16 protein-coding genes are annotated in these 17,221 nt (G+C 71.2%); 4 read left to right on the forward strand and 12 right to left on the reverse strand.

Going from position 1 to position 17,221, the window contains the following annotated elements:
• Positions 1-82 precede the first annotated feature (82 nt).
• Positions 83-1,552: an AlkA N-terminal domain-containing protein gene (locus ACZ6B1_RS00550; RefSeq protein ID WP_468775982.1), complete on the forward strand. Its 1,470-nt coding sequence runs from the start codon at positions 83-85 to the stop codon at positions 1,550-1,552.
• Positions 1,553-1,563: 11 nt separating this feature from the next.
• On the forward strand, positions 1,564-2,046 hold the full coding sequence (locus ACZ6B1_RS00555) for a methylated-DNA--[protein]-cysteine S-methyltransferase (RefSeq protein ID WP_468773603.1): 483 nt from the start codon (positions 1,564-1,566) through the stop codon (positions 2,044-2,046).
• Here the strand turns inward: ACZ6B1_RS00555 and ACZ6B1_RS00560 are convergent.
• Positions 2,043-2,804 (reverse strand): SIR2 family NAD-dependent protein deacylase, encoded by a 762-nt coding sequence (locus tag ACZ6B1_RS00560; protein WP_468773605.1) that lies wholly within the window; start codon positions 2,802-2,804, stop codon positions 2,043-2,045. The two genes, ACZ6B1_RS00555 and ACZ6B1_RS00560, sit on opposite strands and share 4 nt — an antisense overlap.
• 92 nt (positions 2,805-2,896) lie before the next feature.
• Between ACZ6B1_RS00560 and ACZ6B1_RS00565 the strand changes: the two genes are divergently transcribed.
• Complete coding sequence (locus ACZ6B1_RS00565) at positions 2,897-3,097, forward strand: DUF2191 domain-containing protein (protein ID WP_468773607.1); 201 nt, start codon at positions 2,897-2,899, stop codon at positions 3,095-3,097.
• 3 nt (positions 3,098-3,100) lie between these two features.
• Here ACZ6B1_RS00565 and ACZ6B1_RS00570 read toward each other — a convergent pair whose 3' ends face one another.
• Positions 3,101-3,595, reverse strand: a complete 495-nt coding sequence (locus tag ACZ6B1_RS00570; protein ID WP_468773609.1) for an NUDIX domain-containing protein — start codon at positions 3,593-3,595, stop codon at positions 3,101-3,103.
• A 28-nt stretch (positions 3,596-3,623) separates the two neighbouring features.
• Positions 3,624-4,697, reverse strand: coding sequence for an ADP-ribosylglycohydrolase family protein (locus ACZ6B1_RS00575; protein ID WP_468773611.1), 1,074 nt, complete (start codon positions 4,695-4,697; stop codon positions 3,624-3,626).
• A 164-nt stretch (positions 4,698-4,861) separates the two neighbouring features.
• Here ACZ6B1_RS00575 and ACZ6B1_RS00580 point away from each other — a divergent pair, with 164 nt between their 5' ends.
• A complete protein-coding gene (locus ACZ6B1_RS00580) occupies positions 4,862-5,998 on the forward strand; it encodes a glycerate kinase (RefSeq protein ID WP_468775983.1) in 1,137 nt (378 codons plus the stop codon).
• 163 nt (positions 5,999-6,161) lie between these two features.
• Here the strand turns inward: ACZ6B1_RS00580 and pssA are convergent, their stop codons facing one another.
• The 9 genes from pssA to ACZ6B1_RS00625 form a co-directional block, all read right to left on the reverse strand.
• Positions 6,162-6,980: a CDP-diacylglycerol--serine O-phosphatidyltransferase gene (pssA, locus tag ACZ6B1_RS00585; protein ID WP_468775984.1), complete on the reverse strand. Its 819-nt coding sequence runs from the start codon at positions 6,978-6,980 to the stop codon at positions 6,162-6,164.
• Between the two features lie 22 nt (positions 6,981-7,002).
• On the reverse strand, positions 7,003-7,659 hold the full coding sequence (locus ACZ6B1_RS00590; RefSeq protein WP_250400346.1) for a phosphatidylserine decarboxylase: 657 nt from the start codon (positions 7,657-7,659) through the stop codon (positions 7,003-7,005).
• A gap of 170 nt (positions 7,660-7,829) precedes the next feature.
• A complete protein-coding gene (locus ACZ6B1_RS00595) occupies positions 7,830-9,035 on the reverse strand; it encodes an acyl-CoA dehydrogenase family protein (protein WP_194083261.1) in 1,206 nt (401 codons plus the stop codon).
• Positions 9,036-9,037: 2 nt separating this feature from the next.
• A complete protein-coding gene (locus ACZ6B1_RS00600) occupies positions 9,038-9,562 on the reverse strand; it encodes a MaoC family dehydratase (RefSeq protein ID WP_468773613.1) in 525 nt (174 codons plus the stop codon).
• 5 nt (positions 9,563-9,567) lie between these two features.
• Positions 9,568-10,530: an HpcH/HpaI aldolase/citrate lyase family protein gene (locus tag ACZ6B1_RS00605; RefSeq protein ID WP_468773615.1), complete on the reverse strand. Its 963-nt coding sequence runs from the start codon at positions 10,528-10,530 to the stop codon at positions 9,568-9,570.
• Positions 10,527-12,554, reverse strand: coding sequence for a protein meaA (locus ACZ6B1_RS00610; protein WP_468773617.1), 2,028 nt, complete (start codon positions 12,552-12,554; stop codon positions 10,527-10,529). Before ACZ6B1_RS00610 ends, ACZ6B1_RS00605 begins: the two co-directional genes overlap by 4 nt.
• A 17-nt stretch (positions 12,555-12,571) precedes the next feature.
• Positions 12,572-13,909: a crotonyl-CoA carboxylase/reductase gene (ccrA, locus tag ACZ6B1_RS00615; RefSeq protein ID WP_468775985.1), complete on the reverse strand. Its 1,338-nt coding sequence runs from the start codon at positions 13,907-13,909 to the stop codon at positions 12,572-12,574.
• A 431-nt stretch (positions 13,910-14,340) separates the two neighbouring features.
• Entirely contained in the window at positions 14,341-15,180 is an 840-nt protein-coding gene (locus ACZ6B1_RS00620) for a TetR family transcriptional regulator (RefSeq protein WP_468773619.1), read from the reverse strand.
• A gap of 118 nt (positions 15,181-15,298) precedes the next feature.
• Entirely contained in the window at positions 15,299-17,104 is a 1,806-nt protein-coding gene (locus tag ACZ6B1_RS00625; RefSeq protein ID WP_468773621.1) for a 3-hydroxyacyl-CoA dehydrogenase family protein, read from the reverse strand.
• Between the last annotated feature and the right edge of the window lie 117 nt (positions 17,105-17,221).

Raw genomic sequence — 17,221 nt, forward strand, 5'->3', positions numbered from 1 at the left:
CGTGTCGGATTCCCGCCAGCGAGCGGCCCCCGTGGTGTCCGATCCTTGAGCCATGCAGACAGGGCAGACAGGGCAGACAGGGATGCACCTCGACCGGGAGCGCTGCGTACGCGCCGTGCGGTCCAAGGACGCGCGGTTCGACGGATGGTTCTTCACGGCCGTCCTGACCACCCGCATCTACTGCCGGCCGAGCTGTCCGGCCGTTCCGCCCAAGGCGGAGAACATGACGTTCCTGCCGAGCGCGGCGGCCTGCCAGCAGGCCGGGTTCCGGGCCTGCAAGCGCTGCCGCCCCGACACCAGCCCCGGCTCCCCGGAGTGGAACCTGCGCGCCGACCTGGTGGCCCGGGCGATGCGGCTGATCGCCGACGGGGTCGTGGACCGCGAGGGCGTCCCCGGACTGGCCGCCCGGCTCGGCTACAGCTCACGGCAGGTGGAACGCCAGCTCCTCGCCGAGCTGGGCGCCGGGCCCCTCGCCCTGGCCCGGGCGCAGCGCGCCCAGACCGCGCGGCTGCTCATCGAGACGACCCCGCTGCCCATGGCGGAGATCGCCTTCGCGGCCGGCTTCTCCTCCGTCCGGGCCTTCAACGACACCGTCCGCGAGGTCTTCGCCCTCTCCCCGAGCGAGCTGCGCGCCCGGGTGCCGGGAAACCGCGCGGCGAGCACCCCCGGCACCCTCGCGTTGCGGCTGCCGTTCCGTGCCCCGCTCAACCCGGACAACCTCTTCGGCCACCTCGCCGCCACCGCCGTACCGGGCGTGGAGGAGTGGCGCGACGGCGCCTACCGGCGCACGCTGCGGCTGCCGTACGGACACGGCATCGCCGCCCTCACCCCGCGCCCCGACCACATCGCCTGCCGGCTCACCCTCAGCGACCCACGCGACCTGACCGTGGCCATCAGCCGCTGCCGGCGCATGCTCGACCTGGACGCCGACCCCGTCGCCGTCGACGAGCGGCTGCGCGCCGATCCGCTGCTCGCGCCGCTGGTGGACCGGGCGCCCGGCCGCCGGGTGCCGCGCACCGTCGACGAGGCCGAGTTCGCCGTCCGTGCCGTGCTCGGCCAGCAGGTCTCCACGGCCGCCGCCCGCACCCACGCGGCCCGCCTGGTCACCGCGCACGGCAAGCCCCTGGACGACCCCGAGGGCGGCCTCACCCATCTCTTCCCGTCGCCCGAGGCACTGGCCGCCGTGGACCCCGAGACCCTGGCCATGCCCCGCACCCGCCGCACCACCCTCACCACCCTGGTACGCCAACTGGCCGACGGAACCCTGCACCTGGGCGTCGAGTCGGACTGGGCCGAGGCCCGGGCCCGCCTGCTCGGCCTGCCCGGCTTCGGCCCGTGGACGGCCGACGTCGTCGCCATGCGGGCCCTCGGCGACCCCGACGCCTTCCTCCCCACCGACCTCGGGATCCGGCGCGCCGCCCGGGAACTGGGCCTGCCCGCCACCCCGGCCGCGCTCACCGCCCGCGCCGAGTCCTGGCGCCCCTGGCGGGCCTACGCGGTCCAGTACCTGTGGGCGACGGACGGCCACCCCATCAACTTCCTGCCCGCCTGAGGAGTTTCACCATGAAGAAGCACACCGTCATCGACAGCCCCTACGGGCCCCTGACCCTCGTCGCCGAGGACGGCGTCCTGTGCGGCCTCTACATGGCGGGGCAACGGCACCGCCCACCGCGGGAGACCTTCGGCGACGCCGACGACACCCCCTTCGCCGAGGCCGGGGAACAGCTCTCCGCCTACTTCGCCGGCCAGCTCAAGGAGTTCACCCTCGAACTGCGCCTGTCCGGGACGGTCTTCCAGCGCGGGGTCTGGGACCGGCTGACCCGCATCCCCTACGGCGAGACCCGCTCCTACGGCGAACTCGCCGGCGAACTGGGCAACCCCAAGGCGTCCCGCGCGGTCGGCCTCGCCAACGGCAGGAACCCGATCGGCATCATCGTGCCCTGCCACCGGGTCGTCGGTGCCGCCGGCGGCCTCACCGGCTACGGCGGCGGCCTCGACCGCAAGCGCCGCCTGCTCGACTTCGAACGGGGAACGGCCCTGTTCTAGCGCCCGTCGGGGGACCGTTCGCGACCCTCCTCGGGCGCGCTCAGCCGGCCCAGCAGCGCCGGCAGCGCCGTGCCGATCGGCTCGCGGACGACCTCGTCGGCCAGATCGTCGTACGGTGTCGGCTCGGCGTTGACGATGATCAGCCGCGCCCCGTGGTCGGCGGCGACGCCCGCGAGGCCGGCCGCGGGCTGGACCTGCAGACTGGTGCCGACGGCGATGAAGATCCGGCAGGCCTTGGTGATGGCGACCGCCTCGCCCAGGACGACCGGGTCGAGCCGTTCGCCGAACATCACCGTCGCCGGCTTCAGGACGCCGCCGCACTTCAGGCACGGCGGGTCGTCCTCACCGGCCTCGACGCGGGCGAGGGCGTCCTCCATCGGCCCCCGGGCATGGCACCGGGTGCACACCACGCTCCGCGCGGTGCCGTGCAGCTCCAGCACCTTGCGGGCGGGCAGGCCGGCGAGCTGGTGCAGCCCGTCCACGTTCTGCGTGATGACCCTGACCGGCACCCCGGAGTGCTCCAGCCCGGCCACGGCCCGGTGCGCGGCGTTCGGCTCGGCGCCCAGTGCCTCGTTGCGGCGCCGCATCCGCCACGAGCGCCGCCGGATCTCCGGGTCGCCCATGTAGTAGTCGTAGGTGACGAGCTTCTCCGCCTCCGGATCCCGCCGCCACAGCCCGTTGGGGCCGCGGTAGTCGGGGATGCCGGAATCGGTGGAGATACCGGCCCCGCTCAGCAGGGCGACAAGGGGCTTGGTCATGCGGCCGAGGGTAGGACGGCGATCGAGGGCACCGCGAGCGGATATCTCCGGGTACGGACCCGGCGACGGGCGCGGGCTGTTAGCGTCCTGGCATGGCCAAGGTGACCGTCTCGCTCGACGCCCGGCTCGTCGTCGAGGTCATGGTGCTCGCGGGGGTCGGCAACCCGCAGGACGCCGTGGAACTCGTGGTCCGCGACTACATCGAGCGCGGGCACCGCACCGAGGCGCGCGTCGCCGAGCGCGAGGAGGCGCTGCGCGACGTGGACGCCAGGCCCCGGGACCCGGAGGGCTGACCCTCAGGCGACCCGGTGGCCGTTCTCCAGCTCCGCCGTGCCGGCGTCCTCCGCCAGGACGTCCAGCGCCGCCAGCACCCGGCGGCCGAGGGCGCCGGGCAGGTGGCCGGGGAGGTCCTCGACGGGCACCAGGCGCCAGGACAGCAGTTCCTCCTCCTGCAGCCGGATGGCGTCGAACTCCGCCCCGGTGAGGACTCCGCCGTCGTACAGGTACGCCACCAGCGGCGGCCGTCCCGTGCCGTGCACCCAGTCCACCGCCAGCAGCCGGCCGAGTTCCCGGTCAAGGCCGATCTCCTCGAGCGTCTCGCGGCGGGCGCCCTGGCGCGGGGTCTCCCCGTCGTCGGACTCGACGGTCCCGCCCGGAAGCGCCCACCCCTCGCGGTAGTTGGGCTCGACGAGCAGCACCCGCCCCTCGGAGTCCCGGAAGAGCGCGGCGGCCGCGGCGAGGACTCGGGGCAGGCTCGCGATGTACGCGGCGAAGGTGTCGGTGCTGGCCATCCAGGAAGGGTAACCGGATCGAGAGGCCCTAAGGCCCGGCAGTCGCGAGGCGCACGGTGCGTTCGGCCAGCGCACTGATCCGCACCCCGTCGAAGCCGAACACAGCACTGCGCACCGTGTCCTGGAGCGGCTCGGTCCACTGGGCGGGGATCGCGGCCGCGCCGGTCATCACCCCGGCCACCGAACCGGCCGTAGCGCCGTTGGAGTCGGTGTCCAGACCGCCGCGGACGGTGAGGGCGATGGTCCGGGTGAAGTCGCCGTCGCCGTACAGCAGCCCGGCGGTCAGGACGGCCGCGTTGGGGACGGTGTGGATCCAGCCGAGCCCGGCGGTCTCCTCGGACACCGTGCCCAGGGTCTCCTCCCAGGACAGGCGGGCGCCGTGCAGGGACATCACCCGGCGCACGGTACGGGCCAGCCTGCTGCTCGCCGGGATCACGGCCAGGGCGCTCTCCAGCGCGTCGCGCACGTCCGGCGCGGTGAACGCCGCGGAGATCAGCGCGGCCGCCCACATCGCGCCGTAGACGCCGTTGCCGGTGTGCGACAGCACCGCGTCCCGGCGGGCCAGCGAGGCCGCGCGGCGCGGGTCGCCGGGGCAGGTCCAGCCGTGCACGTCGGCCCGGATCAGGGCGCCGATCCACTCCTGGTACGGGTTGTCGTACGTCGCCGTCAGCGGCGGCTTCAGACCGTTCGCGAGATTGCGGTACGCGGCCCGTTCCGCGGTGAAGGTCTGCAGGTACGGCAGCCCGAGCAGCCACAGGTCGCCGACCTGCTCGGTGCTGAAGCCGAAACCGTGGGTCTCCAGCAGGTGCAGGCCGAGGATCGCGTAGTCGACGTCGTCGTCCCGGCAGCTTCCGTGGACGCGGCCGCGCACGCACTGGCGCCACTCGGGTCGCAGCACGGCGGTGTCGGCCGGGTCGGCGGGCTCGGGCAGGTAGTCGGTGAGCGGCAGGGCGTCCGCCCGGCGCAGATAGCGGTCGATGCGCTCGCGCGTCCACACCTCGCCCTGCTCGACCGGCTTGCCGAGCATGTTGCCCGCGATCCGGCCGAGCCAGCCGCCGTGGACGCGGTCGGCGAGGTCCGGCCCGTTGTCGAGGTCACTCATGGCTGGTGCCTACCCGCTTTCCCCGGCCGCCTCCCGGTCGTTCCCACGGTTCGGGCAGGGCATGGCGGCGCGGACGTCCTGCGGTTAGGGTCGCAGCGGCGCGACTGGCCCCGACGTGCGCGGGGCCCGGAGAGCAAGGGGAATGCAAGGTGGCGGACGCTGCAGTGAACGGGACCCGTCGGGTGCTCATCGCCGCGGACAAGTTCAAGGGCTCGCTGACGGCCGTGGGGGTCGCCGAGCGGGTCACGGCCGGGCTGCGCCGGGTCGTGCCCGGTCTCGAGGTCGAGGCGCTGCCGGTGGCCGACGGCGGCGACGGCACGGTGGACGCGGCCGTCGCGGCCGGCTTCGAACGCCGTGAGGTCCGGGTGGCGGGGCCGCTCGGGCAGGAGGTCACCGCCACGTACGCGCTGCGCGGCGGCACCGCGGTCGTGGAGATGGCCGAGGCGAGCGGGCTGCAGCGGCTGCCGGCCGGGGTGTTCGCGCCGCTGACCGCCTCGACTTACGGCTCGGGTGAACTGCTGCGCGCCGCGCTGGACGCGGGCGCGCGGACGATCGTGTTCGGCGTCGGCGGCAGCGCCACGACGGACGGCGGTGCCGGGATGCTGTCGGCGCTGGGCGCGCGGTTCCTGGACGCCGACGGGGAGCCGGTGCCGCCGGGCGGCGGCGGTCTCGCCGCGGTGGCGCGGGCCGACCTGTCCGGGCTCGACCCGCGCCTGGACTCGGTGGAACTGGTCCTCGCCAGCGACGTCGACAACCCGCTGACCGGACCGAAGGGCGCGCCCGCGGTGTACGGCCCGCAGAAGGGCGCCACCCCGGACGACGTGGCGGCCCTGGACGCCGCGCTCGCCCGCTTCGCCGAGGTGCTGGAGACCACCGTGGGCCCGCGTGCCGGCGACTTCGCGGCGGCTCCCGGCGCGGGGGCGGCCGGCGGCATCGGCTACGGCGCCCTCCTGCTCGGCGCCCGGTTCCGCCCCGGCATCGAGGTCATGTTGGACGTGCTGGGCTTCGCGCCGGCGCTGGAGCGCGCCTCGCTGGTGATCACGGGTGAGGGTTCGCTGGACGAGCAGACGCTGCACGGCAAGGCTCCGGCGGGGGTCGCCGCCGCGGCCCGCGCGGCCGGTAAGGAGGTCGTCGCGGTGTGCGGGCGGCTCGCCCTGCCCGAGGAGGCGCTGCGGCGGGCCGGGATCGGCCGGGCGTACCCGCTGACGTCCGTCGAGCCGGACGTCGCGAAGTGCATCGCGGACGCGGGGCCGATCCTGGAGCGGGTCGCGGAGCGGATCGCGCGGGATCTGCTGGACTGACCCGTCACCGCGGGGGTCGGCTCACCGTCGAAGTCCTGGAAGCGGCTGCCGCCGGTGAGGCGCCGCACCTCGCGGTTCTCGCACCACTGTTTCCTCCACGCCGAAACGGGTGTGGCCCGAATCCTCAGGACTCGGGCCACACCCGTCGGTGCCGGCGAGGGCGCTAGGGCAGCTGGGCCGCCCGCGACTCGCGGCGGTTGTCACGGAAGTTGTTCACCCGGCGGGCCGTGGCGAACAGCGGGATCACCGCGCCCATGACGAGCTGCAGCGCGCAGCCGGTCTGCAGGAGCAGCTGTCCGCTCGGGGCGTCGAAGGCCCAGGCGGCCAGGAGTCCCATCGACAGGACGATCCAGGAGAGCATCGCCCCGGCGAGGCGGCCGCGCGGCTTCGGGTACTCGACGCGGCTCACCATCAGCCACGCGGTGCCCAGGATCGCCAGCAGGGTGGCCACGAAGGGCAGCTCCAGCAGGACGATCGAGACGACCGTCAGCGCGCCGAACGGCGAGGGCATGCCCTGGAACGTGCCGTCCTTCACCGTCACGCAGCTGAACCGCGCCAGCCTGAGCACCACCGCGAGGAGCACCACGATCGCCCCCAGCGCCGCCACTCTCTGGTGCGCGTCGTCGGCGACCATGCCGTAGACGAGGACGAAGTACGCGGGTGCCAGGCCGAAGCTGATCAGGTCCGAGAGGTTGTCCAGCTCCGCGCCCATCGGGGAGGAGCGCAGCTTCCGCGCGACCAGGCCGTCGAACAGGTCGAAGACCGCCGCGCAGAGCATCAGGATGACCGCCGTGGCCGCGCTGTGGCGGCCCATTCCGGATTCCTGGCTGCCGGTGAGGTGCGGGATCAGGATGCCGGTGGTGGTGAAGTACACCGCCATGAACCCGCAGGTGGCGTTGCCCAGGGTGAGGGTGTCCGCTATCGACAGGCGGAGAGAAAGAGGCATCTCCTCCTCGTCGTCCACGTCGTCGGCCTCGGGCACCCAGCCCGCCTGGGTCTCCGGATCAATCACGGTCAATGCGAGTCACCCCAGCCACGGTCTTCTGTCCGACCTCGACCGCGACCTCCACACCCTCGGGCAGGTAGAGGTCGACACGCGAGCCGAAGCGGATCAGACCGATGCGGTCGCCCTGCTCGACCTTCGTGCCCTCGGGGATGTACGGCACGATGCGGCGGGCCACCGCGCCGGCGATCTGGATCATCTCGATGTCGCCGAGTTCGGTGTCGAAATGCCAGACTACGCGCTCGTTGTTCTCGCTCTCCTTGTTGAACGCGGGAACGAAGCCGCCGGGGATGTGCTCGACCGACGTCACGGTGCCGGCGAGCGGCGCGCGGTTCACGTGCACGTTGAGCGGGCTCATGAAGATCGCGACGCGGGTGCGGCCGTCCTTCCACGGCATGATGCTCTGCACCACGCCGTCGGCGGGCGAGATGACCCGGCCGGGGGCGATCTCGCGCTCGGGGTCGCGGAAGAACCACAGCATGCCCGCCGCGAGAGCGGTGGCGGGCACGGCGACGGCCTTGGCGGCGCCCGAGCGGCGGGCGCGGGCCAGGCTGAGGGCTGCGGTGGCGACGGTCGGAAGGAGCCACGGCGATGCTCCGCGCGCGAGGCGTGCGCCTACCAGGCTGTCGCGGTGTGCAGAGGTTTGGCTGTGGGGCATGGATGACCTTCGTAGCGGATGATGCCGCGCTCTGACGGGGGACGGCGGCTTTCCCGGGATCGTACCGGTCGCAGGTCACAACTGGGCAAGCCAGGAAGCCGAGTCGGCGGCTGAGGGGTATCGACGGGGTGTGATCTTCTTCTCGAAGAAAACACCCCGTTTCCGGACAATCAGCCCTGGAATCGATACTCTTCGAGCAGCCTGCGCCCGATGATCATTTTCTGGATCTCGGCGGTACCTTCACCGATCAGCAGCATCGGTGCCTCCCGGTAGAGGCGCTCGATCTCGTACTCCTTGGAGAAGCCGTAGCCGCCGTGGATCCGGAAGGCGTCCTCCACGACCTCCTTGCAGTACTCGGAGGCGAGGTACTTCGCCATCCCAGCCTCAAGGTCGTTTCGTTCCCCGGAGTCCTTTTTGCGTGCCGCGTTGACCATCATGGCATGCGCGGCCTCGACCTTGGTAGCCATTTCGGCCAGCTTGAACTGGATGGCCTGGTGCTGGGCGATGGCCTTGCCGAAGGTGTGCCGCTGCTGGGCGTACTGAACGCCCAGCTCGAACGCGCGCTGCGCGACGCCGCAGCCGCGGGCCGCCACGTTGACGCGGCCGACCTCCACGCCGTCCATCATTTGGTAAAAACCTCGGCCGGTGACGCCGCCGAGCACCCGATCGGCCGGAATCCGCAGGCCGTCCATGATCAGCTCGGTGGTGTCGACGCCCTTGTAGCCCATCTTGTCGATCTTGCCCGGAATGGTCAGGCCGGGGCGGACCTCACCGAAGCCGGGCTCCTTCTCCACCAGGAAGGTCGTCATCGACTTGTGCGGGGCCGTGCCCTCGGGGTGACCTTCGTCACTTCGGACGAGAACGGCGACGAGGGACGAGGTTCCGCCGTTCGTCAGCCACATCTTCTGGCCGTTCAGGACGTACTCGTCGCCGTCCTTGACCGCCTTCGACGTGATCGCCGACACGTCGGAGCCCAGGCCCGGCTCCGACATCGAGAAGGCGCCGCGGATGTCGCCGGCCGCCATGCGGGGCAGGAAGTGGTCCTTCTGCTCCTGCGTGCCGTGCTGCTTGAGCATGTACGCGACGATGAAGTGCGTGTTGATGATGCCGGACACCGACATCCAGCCGCGGGCGATCTCCTCCACGCACAGCGCGTACGTGAGGAGCGACTCGCCCAGGCCCCCGTACTCCTCGGGGATCATCAGACCGAACAGGCCGAGTTCCTTCAGGCCGTCCACGATCGCTTGCGGGTACTCGTCGCGGTGCTCCAGCTCGGTCGCGACCGGGATGATCTCCTTGTCCACGAAGTCGCGGACGGTGGAGAGGATCTCCTGCTGGACGTCGGTCAGACCGGCGGTCTGGGCGAGGCGCGCCATGGCTACTTCTCCGTCTTTTCCGAAGGGGCGTTCAGCTCCGGGCGGCCGGGCTGCTCGCCGCCGCGCTCCTTGATGTACGTCTCGGTGGGCACCATGACCTTGCGGCGGAAGACGCACACCAGGGTGCCGTCCTGCTTGTAGCCCTTGGTCTCGACGTAGACGATGCCGCGGTCGTTCTTCGACTTCGACGGCCACTTGTCCAGCACGGTCGTCTGGCCGTAGATCGTGTCGCCGTGGAAGGTCGGCGCCACGTGCTTGAGCGACTCGATCTCCAGGTTGGCGATCGCCTTGCCGGAGATGTCCGGCACGGACATGCCGAGCAGGAGGGAGTAGATGTAGTTGCCCACCACGACGTTCTGGCCGAAGTCCGTCGTCTTCTCGGCGTAGTTGACGTCCATGTGGAGCGGGTGGTGGTTCATGGTGAGGAGACAGAACAGGTGGTCGTCGTACTCCGTGACCGTCTTGCCCGGCCAGTGCTTGTACGTCGCCCCGACCTCGAACTCCTCGTAGGTGCGTCCGAACTGCATCGCCCTCAGGCCTCCGGGATCTCGAACTTGCTGGTGCGCTGCATGCCGGCGGCGCGGCCCTTGCCCGAGATGACCAGGGCCATCTTGCGGCTGGCCTCGTCGATCATCTCGTCGCCGAGCATCGCGGAGCCCTTCTTGCCGCCCGCCTCGGACGTGTAGTAGTCGTACGCGTCCAGGATCAGCTCGGCGTGGTCGTAGTCCTCCTGCGACGGCGAGAAGATCTCGTTGGACGCCTCGACCTGGCCCGGGTGCAGCACCCACTTGCCGTCGAAGCCGAGGGCGGCGGCGCGCTGGGCGACCGCGCGGTAGCCGTCGATGTTGCGGATCTGGAGGTAGGGGCCGTCGATCGCCTGGAGGTTGTTGGCGCGGGCGGCCATCAGGATCTTCATCAGGATGTAGTGGTAGGCGTCCGCCGGGTAGCCGGGCGGCTGCTCGCCCACGACGAGGGACTTCATGTTGATGGAGGCCATGAAGTCGGCCGGGCCGAAGATGATCGTCTCCACGCGCGGGGAGGCCTGCGCGATCTCGTTGACGTTGTTCAGGCCCTGGGCGTTCTCGATCTGCGCCTCGATGCCGATCTTGCCGACCTCGAAGCCCATCGTCTTCTCGATCTGGGTCAGCAGCAGGTCCAGCGCGACGACCTGCTGGGCGCTCTGCACCTTCGGCAGCATGATGCAGTCGAGGTTCTGGCCGGCGCCCTCGACGACCGTGACGACGTCCCGGTACGTCCACTCGGTCGTCCAGTCGTTCACCCGTACGACACGGGTCTTGCCCGTCCAGTCGCCCTCGTTGAGGAACTTGACGATCGTGTGCCGCGCCTCGGGCTTGGCCAGCGGCGCGCACGCGTCCTCCAGGTCCAGGAAGACCTGGTCGGCGGGGAGGCCCTGGGCCTTCTCCAGGAAGCGCGGGTTGCTTCCCGGTACCGCCAGGCAGGAGCGGCGGGGGCGAAGGCGGTTGACTGTCGTCATGCGGGGACCTCCAGGGGGTCGAGCTTGTTCGCTTTCCGGATCTCGTCGGCGATGCGGCCGATGATCCCGGTGATGTCGAAGTCCTTCGGGGTGAACACCGCGGCCACTCCGGCGGCCCGGAGCTCCTCGGCGTCACCGTTCGGGATGATGCCACCTGCGATCACCGGTATATCTGTGGCACCGGCCACACGCAGGCGCTCCAGCACGTCCGGCACGAGCTGCGCGTGCGATCCGGACAGGATGGACAGGCCCACGGCGTGGACGTCCTCGGCCAGGGCGGCGTCCACGATCTGCTCGGGGGTGAGCCGGATGCCCTGGTAGACCACCTCGAAGCCGGCGTCGCGCGCACGGACGGCGATCTGCTCGGCGCCGTTGGAGTGACCGTCCAGGCCGGGCTTGCCCACCAGGAAGCGCAGCTTGCCGACGCCCAGCTCGCGAGCGGTGGCGTCCACCTTGGCGCGGACCTCGGCCATGGCCGAGCCGGCCTCGGCGGTGACGGCCACCGGCGCGGAGGACACCCCGGTCGGCGCCCGGAACTCACCGAACACCTCGCGCAGGGCGCCCGCCCACTCGCCGGTCGTGACCCCGGCGCGGGCGCACTCCAGCGTGGCCTCCATCAGGTTGCCGGTGCCCTTGGCGGCCTCCTTCAGCCGGTCCAGCGCCTTGCAGGGGCGCGGGTGGTTGAAGGGCGGCTGGTAGCGGGTGTCCCGCCAGTTCTCCAGCGAGGCGACGACCCGGGCCTCGACCGCCGGGTCGACCGTCATGATCGCGGTGTCCAGGTCGGCCGTGAGCGGGTTCGGCTCGGTCGTCTCGAAGATGTTGACGCCGACGATCTTCTCCTGGCCGGACTCGATCCGCGCCCGCCGTTCGGCGTGCGAGGAGACGAGCTGCGCCTTGAGGTAGCCGGACTCGACGGCGGCCATCGCGCCGCCCATCTCCTGGATCCGGTCCATCTCGGTGAGGGACTCCTCCACCAGGGCGTTCACCTTCGCCTCGATGACGTGCGAGCCCTCGAAGATGTCCTCGTACTCCAGCAGGTCGCTCTCGTGGGCGAGCACCTGCTGGATGCGCAGGCTCCACTGCTGGTCCCACGGCCGGGGCAGGCCCAGCGCCTCGTTCCAGGCGGGGAGCTGCACGGCACGCGCGCGGGCGTCCTTGGAGAGGGTGACCGCCAGCATCTCCAGCACGATCCGCTGGACGTTGTTCTCCGGCTGCGCCTCGGTCAGCCCGAGCGAGTTGACCTGGACGCCGTAGCGGAAGCGGCGCTGCTTGGGGTTCTCGATGCCGTACCGCTCACGCGTGACCTTGTCCCAGATGCGGCCGAACGCCCGCATCTTGCACATCTCCTCGACGAAGCGGACGCCCGCGTTGACGAAGAAGGAGATGCGGGCCACCACGTCGCCCATGCGCTCCTGCGGCACCTGGCCGGAGTCGCGCACGGCGTCGAGCACGGCGATCGCGGTGGACATCGCGTATGCGATCTCCTGCACCGGCGTGGCCCCGGCCTCCTGCAGGTGGTAGCTGCAGATGTTGATCGGGTTCCACTTCGGGATGTGGGAGACCGTGTACGCGATCATGTCGGTCGTCAGGCGGAGCGAGGGGCCCGGCGGGAAGACGTGCGTCCCGCGGGAGAGGTACTCCTTGACGATGTCGTTCTGGGTCGTGCCCTGGAGCTTGGTGATGTCCGCGCCCTGCTCCTCGGCGACGACCTGGTAGAGCGCCAGCAGCCACATGGCGGTGGCGTTGATCGTCATCGAGGTGTTCATCTGCTCCAGGGGGATGTCCTGGAACAGCCGGCGCATGTCACCGAGGTGGGAGACGGGCACGCCCACCCGGCCGACCTCGCCGCGGGCGAGGATGTGGTCGGGGTCGTAGCCGGTCTGGGTCGGCAGGTCGAACGCCACCGACAGACCGGTCTGGCCCTTGGCGAGGTTGCGCCGGTACAGCTCGTTGGACGCCTCCGCCGTGGAGTGACCGGCGTACGTGCGCATGAGCCACGGCCGGTCCTTCTGACGCTCAGTCATCTATGACCTCCGGGTGCTCAGATGTTCCGGAAGCGGTTGATGGCGTCGATGTGCTTGGCGCGCATCTCCTCGTCGCGCACGCCCAGGCCCTCCTCGGGGGCGAGGCACAGCACGCCGACCTTGCCCTGGTGCAGGTTGCGGTGCACGTCGTAGGCGGCCTGGCCGGTGTCCTCCAGGGAGTACACCTTCGACAGGGTCGGGTGGATCTTGCCCTTGGCGATGAGGCGGTTGGCCTCCCAGGCCTCGCGGTAGTTGGCGAAGTGCGAGCCGATGATCCGCTTGAGCGACATCCACAGGTACCGGTTGTCGTACTCGTGCATGTAGCCCGAGGTCGAGGCGCAGGTGGTGATGGTGCCGCCCTTGCGGGTGACGAACACGGAGGCGCCGAAGGTCTCGCGGCCGGGGTGCTCGAAGACGATGTCGATGTCCTCGCCGCCGGTGAGCTCGCGGATGCGCTTGCCGAAGCGCTTCCACTCCTTCGGGTCCTGGGTGTTCTCGTCCTTCCAGAACTTGTAGCCCTCGGCGTTGCGGTCGATGATCGACTCGGCGCCCATCGAGCGGCAGATGTCCGCCTTCTGCTCGCTGGAGACGACGCAGATCGGGTTGGCGCCGCCGGCGAGGGCGAACTGGGTGGCGTAGGAGCCGAGGCCGCCGCTCGCGCCCCAGATGAGCACGTTGTCGCCCTGCTTCATGCCGGCGCCGTTGCGGGAGACGAGCTGGCGGTAGGCGGTGGAGTTCACCAGGCCCGGGGCCGCGGCCTCCTCCCAGCTCAGGTGGTCCGGCTTCGGCATCAGCTGGTTGGACTTCACCAGCGCGATCTCGGCGAGGCCGCCGAAGTTGGTCTCGAAGCCCCAGATGCGCTGCTCGGGGTCGAGCATCGTGTCGTTGTGGCCGTCCGAGGACTCCAGCTCGACGGACAGGCAGTGGGCGACGACCTCGTCACCGGGCTTCCAGGCGTTGACGCCCGGGCCGGTGCGCAGGACCACGCCGGCGAGGTCGGAACCGATGATGTGGTACGGCAGGTCGTGGCGCTTGGCCAGCTCGTTGGTGCGGCCGTAGCGCTCCAGGAACCCGAAGGTGGACAGCGGCTCGAAGATCGAGGTCCACACCGAGTTGTAGTTGACCGAGGAGGCCATCACGGCCACCAGGGCCTCGCCCGGACCCAGTTCGGGCAGCGGCACGTCGTCCAGGTGGATCGACTTGCGCGGGTCCTTGTCGCGGGTCTGCAGGCCCGCGAACATCTCCGTCTCGTCCTTGTGGACGGTGATCGCGCGGTACGACTCGGGGAGCGGCATGGCGGCGAAGTCGGCGGACGTGGCGTCCTTCGACTGGATCGCGTCCAGGATGTCCTTCACGGTCACGGTGTTGCCTCCGGCGGTGAGCGCCCTGAGGGAGGGGCGCTGGGGGATCGTCGGTGCTGCTGGGAGTGCTGCTGAGGGTTTTGAGGGTGTGCCGTCGGTTCGGCGGGGTGGTGCTTCGGCAGCGCTTTGTGGCGCGGGAGGTTGCCTGTGACGCAGGCGTCCGGGCGCGCAGGCCGTCCGGCTTGCGGGGACAGCCGACGCGCGAATGGTCTCTGCGCGCCGGCCGCCCGGACTCCCTTCAACGTATGACACCGCGTGTCATGCCGCAAGGCACTGAGTGCCAGAAGGTGCTCTCAGATGAAATCTTTACGTAACAAATGAGCGATGATCGATCGAACGGGCTCTGAAATCTCCTCGAAAAGGGCCCCTGACATGCCAAAACGGCCACCCCGAAGGGTGGCCGTCATCACAGGGCACGCGGTGCCTCAGCGCTCCTTGAGCGCCTCCTCGATGGTGCGCATGACCTCGTCGAGCGGGGCGTCGGTGCGGGCGACCGTCACCAGGACCTCCCCGTGGGCGGAGACCGTCGCAGGCGCCGTGGTGGCCGCCGGCCCGGGCGCCGGGCCGCGTCCGGCGCCGATGCCGGTGCCGAACGTCTTGCGCACGATGGCGAAGGCGTGGTCGAGCTGGGCCTCCACGTCGCCCTGGCCGTCGGCCCGCAGCCAGCGCCTGAGGACGTGGTTGTGGGCGGTGACGACGGCGGAGGCGGCGACCTCGGCGAGCAGCGGGTCGTCGTTGGCGTCGTCGGCGTGCGCGTGCTCGTCGAAGTGGCCGAGCAGATAGCGGGTGAACAGGCGCTCGTAGCGGGCCACCGAGGCGATCTCCGCCTCGCGCAGGGTGGGCACCTCACGCGTCAGCCTGTAGCGGGCGACCGAGATCTCCGGCCGGGCCGCGTACATCCTCATGACTTCCTTGATGCCGCGGCACACCGTGTCGAGCGGATGCTCGTGTGCCGGGGCGGCGTTGAGGACGGCCTCGGCGCGGATCAGCGTGTCGTCGTGATCCGGGAAGATCGCCTCTTCCTTGGAGCGGAAGTGACGGAAGAAGGTGCGGCGCGCGACCCCGGCCGCGGCCGCGATCTCGTCGACGGTGGTCGCCTCGTACCCCTTGGTCGCGAACAGTTCCATCGCTGCGGCCGCCAGTTCTCGGCGCATTTTCAGCCGCTGGGCGGCGGCGCGACTGCCTGCGGCACTTTCCGGCGCGTCGGGCGTGGCTGGTGTACGTGAGGACTTGGCGGGCTGGGGCATGACCCGAACGTACTGCATGTGTGCAGCAGGATGCGCAGGTCCGGGGGATCCCCCGCCCGCGAGGGGCGGGGGAGCTCCCGCTGGGTCGAGCAGTCCGCCCCAGTCCGTCTCCGTGCGGGACCAGTCGCCGACGCCGTCAGCGGCGGGCATACTCGCGGAAGCCGCGGCCGGTCTTGCGGCCGAGGCAGCCCGCGGCCACCAGGTGCTCCAGCAGTGGCGCCGGGGCCAGGCCCGGGTCGCGGAACTCGCGGTGCAGCACCTTCTCGATGGCCAGCGAGACGTCCAGGCCGACCACGTCCAGCAGCTCGAACGGGCCCATCGGGTAGCCGCCGCCGAGCTTCATCGCCGCGTCGATGTCGTCCAGCGTCGCGTAGTGCTCCTCGACCATCTTGATCGCGTTGTTGAGGTACGGGAACAGCAGCGCGTTCACGATGAACCCGGCCCGGTCGCCGCAGTCGACGGCGTGCTTCCTGATCCGGGCGCAGACCTCGCGGACGGTGGCGTGCACGTCGTCGGCCGTCAGGACCGTGCGCACGACCTCGACCAGCTTCATCGCCGGAGCCGGGTTGAAGAAGTGCATGCCGATCACGTCCTGCGGGCGCGAGGTGGCGCGGGCGCAGGCGACGACGGGCAGGGAGGAGGTGGTGGTGGCCAGCACCGCGCCCGGCTTGCAGACCTTGTCCAGCGCCGCGAAGAGCTGCCGCTTGACCTCAAGGTCCTCGGCGACGGCCTCGACCGCCAGGTCGACGTCGGAGAAGGCGTCGTAGGAGCCGGCCGGGGTGATCCGGTCCAGGGTCTCGGCGGCCGCCTCGGCGGTCATCCGTCCCTTGTCGACAGAGCGCGAAAGCGACTTGCCGATACGGGCCTTGGCCGTCTGCGCCTTCTCCTCGCTGCGGGCGGCGAGCACGACCTCGTAGCCGGCCTTGGCGAACACCTCGGCGATGCCGGAGGCCATGGTGCCCGAACCCGCGACTCCGACGGACCGGACCGGGCGACCCTCGGCCCCGGCGGCGCCGGCGGCCGGCGTCAGCGGGTCCGGCACGACCGTGGCGCTGCCCGGCGCCTCGTAGGTGTAGAAGCCGCGCCCGGACTTGCGGCCGGTCAGGCCTGCCTCGCTGAGCTGCTTGAGGATCGGGGCGGGGGCGTGCAGCCGGTCGCGGGACTCGGCGTACATGGCGTCCAGGACGGTGCGCGCGGTGTCGATGCCGATCAGGTCCAGCAGGGCCAGGGGGCCCATGGGCAGGCCGCAGCCGAGCCGCATCGCGGCGTCGATGTCCTCGCGGGAGGCGTACTTCGCCTCGTACATCGCGGCGGCCTGGTTGAGGTAGCCGAACAGCAGCCCGTCCGCGACGAACCCGGGGCGGTCGCCGACCGCGACGGGCTCCTTGCCCAGCTCGATCGCGAGGTCCGTGACCGCGGCGACCGCGGCCGGCGCGGTCAGCACCGAGGAGACGATCTCGACCAGCTTCATCGCCGGGGCCGGGTTGAAGAAGTGCAGGCCCAGCACCCGCTCGGGGCGTGCGGAGTCGGCGGCGAGACGGGTGACGGACAGCGCGTTGGTGCCGGTCGCCAGGATGGTCTCCGGACGCACGATGCCGTCCAGCTCGCGGAAGACCTGGTGCTTGATCTCGTACGACTCCGGGACCACCTCGATGACCAGGTCGGCGTCGGCCGCCGCGCGCAGGTCGGTGGAGAGGCGGACCCGGGCCAGGACGCCGGCGCGGTCCTGCTCGGTCAGCCGGCCGCGCTCGACGGCGCGGGCGGTGGCGGCCTCCAGGGCGGCGAGCGCCCGCGCGGTCTGGGCCTCGGCGACGTCGATGCCGATCACCTCGCGGCCCGCCTTCGCGAGAACCTCGGTGATGCCGGTGCCCATGGTGCCGAGGCCGACGACGGCGATCGTCTTGAGCGGGGACAGAGGGGTGTCGGACAGGGGAGTGGCCATCGCGGGACTCCAGGAATGAGGGTGACGACTGGGAACGCGCCGGGTGCGCCCGAAGGCGCACACCGGGGCGGAGATGAGTGCGGGTGTTGCCGGGCTGCTGGCGCACACGCCCGGTGC

It is taken from the genome of Streptomyces sp. NPDC041129 (assembly GCF_055592265.1).